The 5,627-nt window shown below is 73.1% G+C and carries 5 protein-coding genes; 3 read left to right on the top strand and 2 right to left on the bottom strand.

Annotated elements, in window-relative coordinates; all coding sequences use genetic code 11:
• Nucleotides 1-852: ROK family protein (locus tag SACHA_RS0115795; RefSeq protein WP_019811281.1), on the bottom strand; the 852-nt coding region annotated here is incomplete at its 3' end.
• A 202-nt stretch (nucleotides 853-1,054) separates the two neighbouring features.
• Nucleotides 1,055-1,837: a hypothetical protein gene (locus SACHA_RS23470; RefSeq protein WP_019811279.1), complete on the bottom strand. Its 783-nt coding sequence runs from the start codon at nucleotides 1,835-1,837 to the stop codon at nucleotides 1,055-1,057.
• A 157-nt stretch (nucleotides 1,838-1,994) separates the two neighbouring features.
• Here SACHA_RS23470 and SACHA_RS0115785 point away from each other — a divergent pair, with 157 nt between their 5' ends.
• The 3 genes from SACHA_RS0115785 to SACHA_RS22540 all read left to right on the top strand — a co-directional run.
• Complete coding sequence (locus SACHA_RS0115785; protein WP_232211900.1) at nucleotides 1,995-2,282, top strand: acylphosphatase; 288 nt, start codon at nucleotides 1,995-1,997, stop codon at nucleotides 2,280-2,282.
• A 168-nt stretch (nucleotides 2,283-2,450) separates the two neighbouring features.
• Nucleotides 2,451-3,833, top strand: a complete 1,383-nt coding sequence (locus tag SACHA_RS0115780; protein ID WP_157601724.1) for an MFS transporter — start codon at nucleotides 2,451-2,453, stop codon at nucleotides 3,831-3,833.
• A gap of 173 nt (nucleotides 3,834-4,006) precedes the next feature.
• Nucleotides 4,007-5,627: chromosome segregation SMC family protein (locus tag SACHA_RS22540; protein ID WP_039739289.1), on the top strand; the 1,621-nt coding region annotated here is incomplete at its 3' end.

Genomic DNA, 5,627 nt, shown 5'->3' with positions numbered 1-5,627 from the left:
GGGGCTCGCCCCGGACCGGGCCAGCTCCGTCCCGTCCCGCGCCAGCGCCGCACCCCCGGCGACGGCCTCCAGACATCCCGTCTTGCCGCACCGGCACACCACCGCGTTGTCGTCGGACACCGCGGCGTGCCCGATGTCGCCCGCACAGCCCTGCGCGCCCCGGTGCAGATGCCCGGCGTGGCTGACCCCGGCACCGATCCCCGTCCCGACCTTGACGTAGAGCAGGTCGCCCAGGTCGACCGCCGACCCGGGGGTGCGCAGCTCCCCGAGGCAGAGGAGGTTGACCTCGTTGTCCACCCACACCGGCGCGGCGTACCGTGCGCCGAGCCGTTCCCGCACCGGGTAGTTGTTCCATCCCGGCATGATCGGCGGCTCGGACGGGCGCGCCGTGGCGAACTCGACCGGCCCGGGCAGGCCGAGACCGACCCCCCACACGTCCCCGGCGGCGCCGCCGATCCCGGTGAGCAGTTCGTCGAGCGTCGACTCGACCTCGGACAGCACCGTCTCCGGCCCCCGGGCGATGTCGACGTCGCAGTGCCGCATGGTCAGCACGGTGCCCATCAGGTCGGTCACCCCGGCCGTGTAGCCGGTGGCGCCGAGTTCGGCGGTGAGGATGCGTCCCGCGTCCCGGCGGAAGCGGAGCGTGCGCGCCTGCCTCCCCCCGGTCGACGGATTGAGGTCGCCCTCCTCCAGCAGACCCGCGTCGAGCAGGGTCGTGACGCGCTGGGTGATCGCGGTCCGGCCGAGGCCGGTCCGGGCGCTCAGCTCGGGGCGGGTGTCGGCGGCCCCGCTGCGGATCAGGTCGAGCAGGCGCGCGGAGCTCTCCACCAGCTCGGTACTCGGCTCGTCCACCACGGACCCCCCTTGTGCTCACTTCCCCAGATGATATCGCGCGACGAACGAACTTCTGTTCGTGGTGGACGTTAGCGGGGTGGTCGGATGCCCGAAGGGCGGCGCCCGGTGACGGACGTCCCGGTTCAGAGGGCCGGGACTGCGCCGTTCGTGGGATCCGGGACGGGGATCGCGCACACCTCCGGTGGACGGGCGCGGGCGGTCACCGGGACGGCCGGTCGGTGCCGGTCGCGGTGTCGCCGGTCGGGAGCGTCGTCCCGCCGGTGGTGCCCGGTGTCCCGGTTGCGACGGTGCCGGTGCCGGTCTCGCCTCCGGTCGTGGCCTCGGACAGCGTGGCCGCAGCAGGGGACGAACCGCCGTTGCCCTCCGACTGAGCGTCGTTCTCTGCGGTGGCGGTCGTCGAGCTCGTGTCTTCGCCCTCGTCCTCGGAGGGTTTGGTGGGATCGGTGGACCCGGTGGGCGAGGTCGGGTCCGTGGGGTCCGACGGATCCCCGGACTCAGTGTCCGTGGGGTCCGTCGGTTGCGGCCCGGGCTTCGACGAGTCAGGTTCGCCCGGATCGCTCTGCCCCGAATCGGAGTTCTCGTCCCCGTCGTCGTCGGGCGGGGACACCACCGAGGTCGTCTGCTGACCGTCCTCGCCGACCCGGACGACGGTGGTCGGAGCGTCGCTGGACGACGGCAGGGTCCCGGTCACGGGGACGCCGTCCACGACGACGGTCGTGTCGGCGGGGACGGCCTGGCCGGGGATCAGCTCCGGGCCACCGCCCCCGCTGCGGTTGTCGTCGGTGAGGCCACCCGTCGGGGCGGCCATCCGGGCACCGGTGTCCTCCCCGGGTGCGGCCACCTGGGCGACGGCGGCGAAGGCGGTACAGACCAACAGTCCGGCGGCGGTGAGCGCCAGGTACCCGGTGCGGTGCAGTCTGCCGGGGGACTCGCGGGGTGGCGCGAGTTCGACCCGCGTCGATTCCCCGGACGAGTTCGACATGCCCGACTCCTTCGACAAGACACCTGTGCAGAGATCGGTCCGGCGTCCCCCGGCGCCGCCGTGTCGCGGGACACTACCACCGCCCCGGACACGCCGCGAATCCAACACGACTGACCTCGCGCCGGTCCCGACCACCGTGGTGCGGCACGATGGCGGGGTGGCTGACGAGACAGAGACGACCCGTCTGACGGCGTGGGTGCACGGCTCGGTGCAGGGCGTCGGTTTCCGGTGGTGGACCCGTAGCCGGGCCCTCGAACTGGGACTGGTGGGCCACGCGCGCAACCTCCCCGACGGCCGGGTGGAGGTCGTCGCCGAGGGGCCGGGCCGGGACTGCCGACGGCTGCTCGACACCCTGCGTACCGGGAACTCGCCGGGCCGGGTGAACACGGTCGTCGAGCGGTGGTCCGACCCGCGCGGTGGCCTGGACGGCTTCGTCGAACGCTGACGCGGGCGGCGGACCGTCGTGTGCACCACGCGCGCCGGTCGGTCGGGTGAACGGGAGGCAGCGGTGCGCGAGGACGATACGCACGTCGGCGACAGCGGCCCGGAGGGCGTGGCGCTGAGGTCGGCGGCCGGACGTCGGGTCCTGGCGGCCACGGTCGGCGGGTCGGGAATGGCGTTTCTGGACAGCACCGCGGTCAACGTCGCGCTGCCCACGATCGGGCGGGAGTTCGGCGCGTCCTCGCTGTCCGGGCTCCAGTGGGTCGTCAACGGCTACATGCTGACCCTGGCCGCGTTCATCCTGCTCTCCGGATCGCTGGGGGACCGCTACGGGCGCAGGCGCCTGTTCCTGCTGGGTGTGGTGTGGTTCGCGGTGGCGTCCGCGCTCTGCGCGGGCGCGGTCACCCTGCCCATGCTCGTCGTCGCCCGGATCGCCCAGGGGGTGGGTGCCGCGCTGCTGACTCCGGGGAGTCTGGCACTGATCGAGGCCAGTTTCCGCCGTGCGGATCGGGCGGCGGCGATCGGCGCCTGGTCGGGCCTGACCGGGATCGCCACCGCGGTCGGCCCCTTCCTGGGCGGGTGGCTCGTGGACGCCGGTTCCTGGCGCGCGATCTTCCTGCTCAATCTGCCGCCGGCCGTCGCGGTGGTCGTGGTGGCACGGCGGCGGGTGGCCGAATCACGCAACCCCGACGCGGCCCGGCGGCTCGACCTGGTCGGGACGGTACTGGCAGTCGCCGGTCTCGGTGGACTCACCTACGCGCTCATCGAAGCAGGCGCGCGGGGTTCGTCCCCCGTGGTCCTCGCGACCGGGGTGACGGGCCTGGCCGCGCTCGGTGCGTTCGTCGCGGTCGAGCGGACCGGTTCGCATCCGATGCTGCCGCCACGGGTGTTCGCCTCCCCGCAGTTCACCGCCGCCAATCTGGTGACCGTCACCGTCTATGCGGCGCTGGGGGCGGTGTTCTTCCTGCTGGTGATCTATCTCCAGGTCGCGCTCGGCTACTCCGCGCTGCGGGCCGGTGCCGCCACACTGCCGGTGACCGCGTTGATGCTGGTCCTGTCCGCGGGATCCGGGAGACTCGCCCAGCGCATCGGCCCCCGCACGCAGATGAGTGTGGGGCCGGTGGTGATGGCCGGGGGATTGCTCCTGATGATCCGGATCGATCCCGGGGACGGTTACCTCGCCACGGTGCTGCCCTCGGTGGTCGTCCTCGGGCTGGGACTGGCGACCACCGTCGCGCCGCTGACCGCCACGGCGCTGGCTGCCGCGGGGGAGCGGTACGCCGGGGTCGCCTCCGGCGTGAACAACACCGTCGCACGGACCGCCCAGTTGGCCGCGGTCGCCGTGATCCCGCTGGCCGCGGGGCTGACCGGCGACACCTACGCCGACCCGACGGCTTTCGCCGCCGGATTCCACACCGCGATGCTGATCACCGCGGGGCTCGCGGCCGGTGGCGGGGTGCTGGCCGTGGTGACGATCCGCGATCCCCTCGCCGACCGCGCCCCGTCGGCACGGTCGGGCCATCACCAGTGCGGTGTCGACGCGCCACCCCTGTGAACCGCGGTCCTCGCCGCCGGCCCCCGCCTGGATCCGGTCAGCACGGCGTCGCGGGCGGCCGCGGCCGGGAGTCCTGCCACGCGGGAGCACCGGCTCCCACGTGCGTCAAATCGGCGCGGGTAGCATCATCCGATCGGACACACCGAAGTCGGTGAGCGAAAGGTCGACACCGCGTGCACCTGAAGAGCTTGACGATGAAGGGCTTCAAGTCCTTCGCGTCGGCGACCACCCTGCGCTTCGAACCGGGCATCACGTGTGTCGTCGGGCCGAACGGCTCCGGCAAGTCGAACGTGCTCGACGCCCTGCGCTGGGTGATGGGGACCCAGGGGGCCAAGGATCTGCGCGGCGGCAAGATGGAGGACGTCATCTTCGCCGGCACCTCCGGGCGGTCCCCGCTCGGCCGGGCCGAGGTCACCCTGACCATCGACAACGCCGACGGCGCGCTGCCCATCGAGTACACCGAGGTCTCCATCACGCGGCGGATGTTCCGCGACGGGGCCAGTGAGTACGAGATCAACGGTGGTTCGTGCCGCCTGCTCGACATCCAGGAGCTGCTGTCCGACTCCGGGATCGGCCGCGAGATGCACGTCATCGTGGGCCAGGGCCAGCTCTCCGAGATCCTGCAGGCCAAGCCCGAGGACCGGCGCTCCTTCATCGAGGAGGCCGCCGGGGTGCTCAAGCACCGCAAGCGCAAGGAGAAGGCCCTGCGCAAGCTCAACGCGATGCAGGGCAACCTGGACCGGCTGAACGACCTCACCACCGAGTTGCAGCGCCAGCTCAAGCCGCTGGGCAAACAGGCCGAGATCGCGCGCCGCGCCCAGGTGGTGCAGGCGGAGCTGCGGGATGCCCGGCTGCGGCTGTACGCCGACGACCTGGTCGGCCAGCGCACCCGGATCGAGAAGGAGGAGGCCGACGAGAAGGCGGCCCGTGCCCGCCGCGCCGAGGTCGAACAGACCCTGGAGGCGGCCACCTCCGAGCAGACCGAACTGGAGGCCGTGCTCGCCGAGGACGCACCGAGGCTCACCGCCGCCCAGGACACCTGGTACAAGCTGTCGTCGCTGGCGGAGCGGCTGCGCGGCACGGTGCGGCTGGCGGTGGAGCGCAGGCGGCACCTCTCGGCCGAGGTGGACAGCGGGGGCACCGGACGGGATCCGGAGGAACTGCTCGCCGAGGCCGAGGAGGCCGCCGCCCGCGAGGAGGAACTGGGCGAGGGCGTGGCGCAGGCCCGCGCGCTGCTGTCGGAGACCGTCGAACGTCGTGAGCAACTCGAACAGCGGGTGCAGGCGGCCGAGCGGGAGCATCTGGCCGCGGTCCGGGCGATCGCCGACCGGCGGGAGGGCATCGCCAAGCTCTCCGGCCAGGTCGACGCGCTGCGCAGCAAGAGCACCGCCACCGCCGACGAGGTCGAACGCCTCACCAGTGGCATCGAGGAGGCCGTGGCCCGCGCCGAGACCGCCTCGGAGGAGCTGGAGCAGGCCCGCGCCGAGGGTGGTGCCGAGGACTCCGACGACGCGACACTGCGCGAGCGGCACGACCGCGCGGTGGAGGCGAACAAGGCCGCCAAGGCCCGGGTGGAGGAACTGGTCGCGGCCGAACGGACCGCCGAACGGGAGATCGCCTCGGAGAAGGCGCGGCTGGACGCGCTGTCGATGAGCCTGTCCCGCAGGGACGGGGCCGGATCACTGCTCGGCGCGGCCGACGACGTGCCCGGCCTGCTCGGGTCGGTGGCCGCGTTGCTCACCGTGGATCCCGGGCACGAGGTGGCGCTGGCCGCCGCGCTCGGCCCGGTGGCCT

The organism is Saccharomonospora halophila 8 (genome assembly GCF_000383775.1).
GTDB classification, from domain to species: Bacteria; Actinomycetota; Actinomycetes; order Mycobacteriales; family Pseudonocardiaceae; genus Saccharomonospora; species Saccharomonospora halophila.
This window is presented reverse-complemented; position numbering and strand designations above follow the sequence as displayed.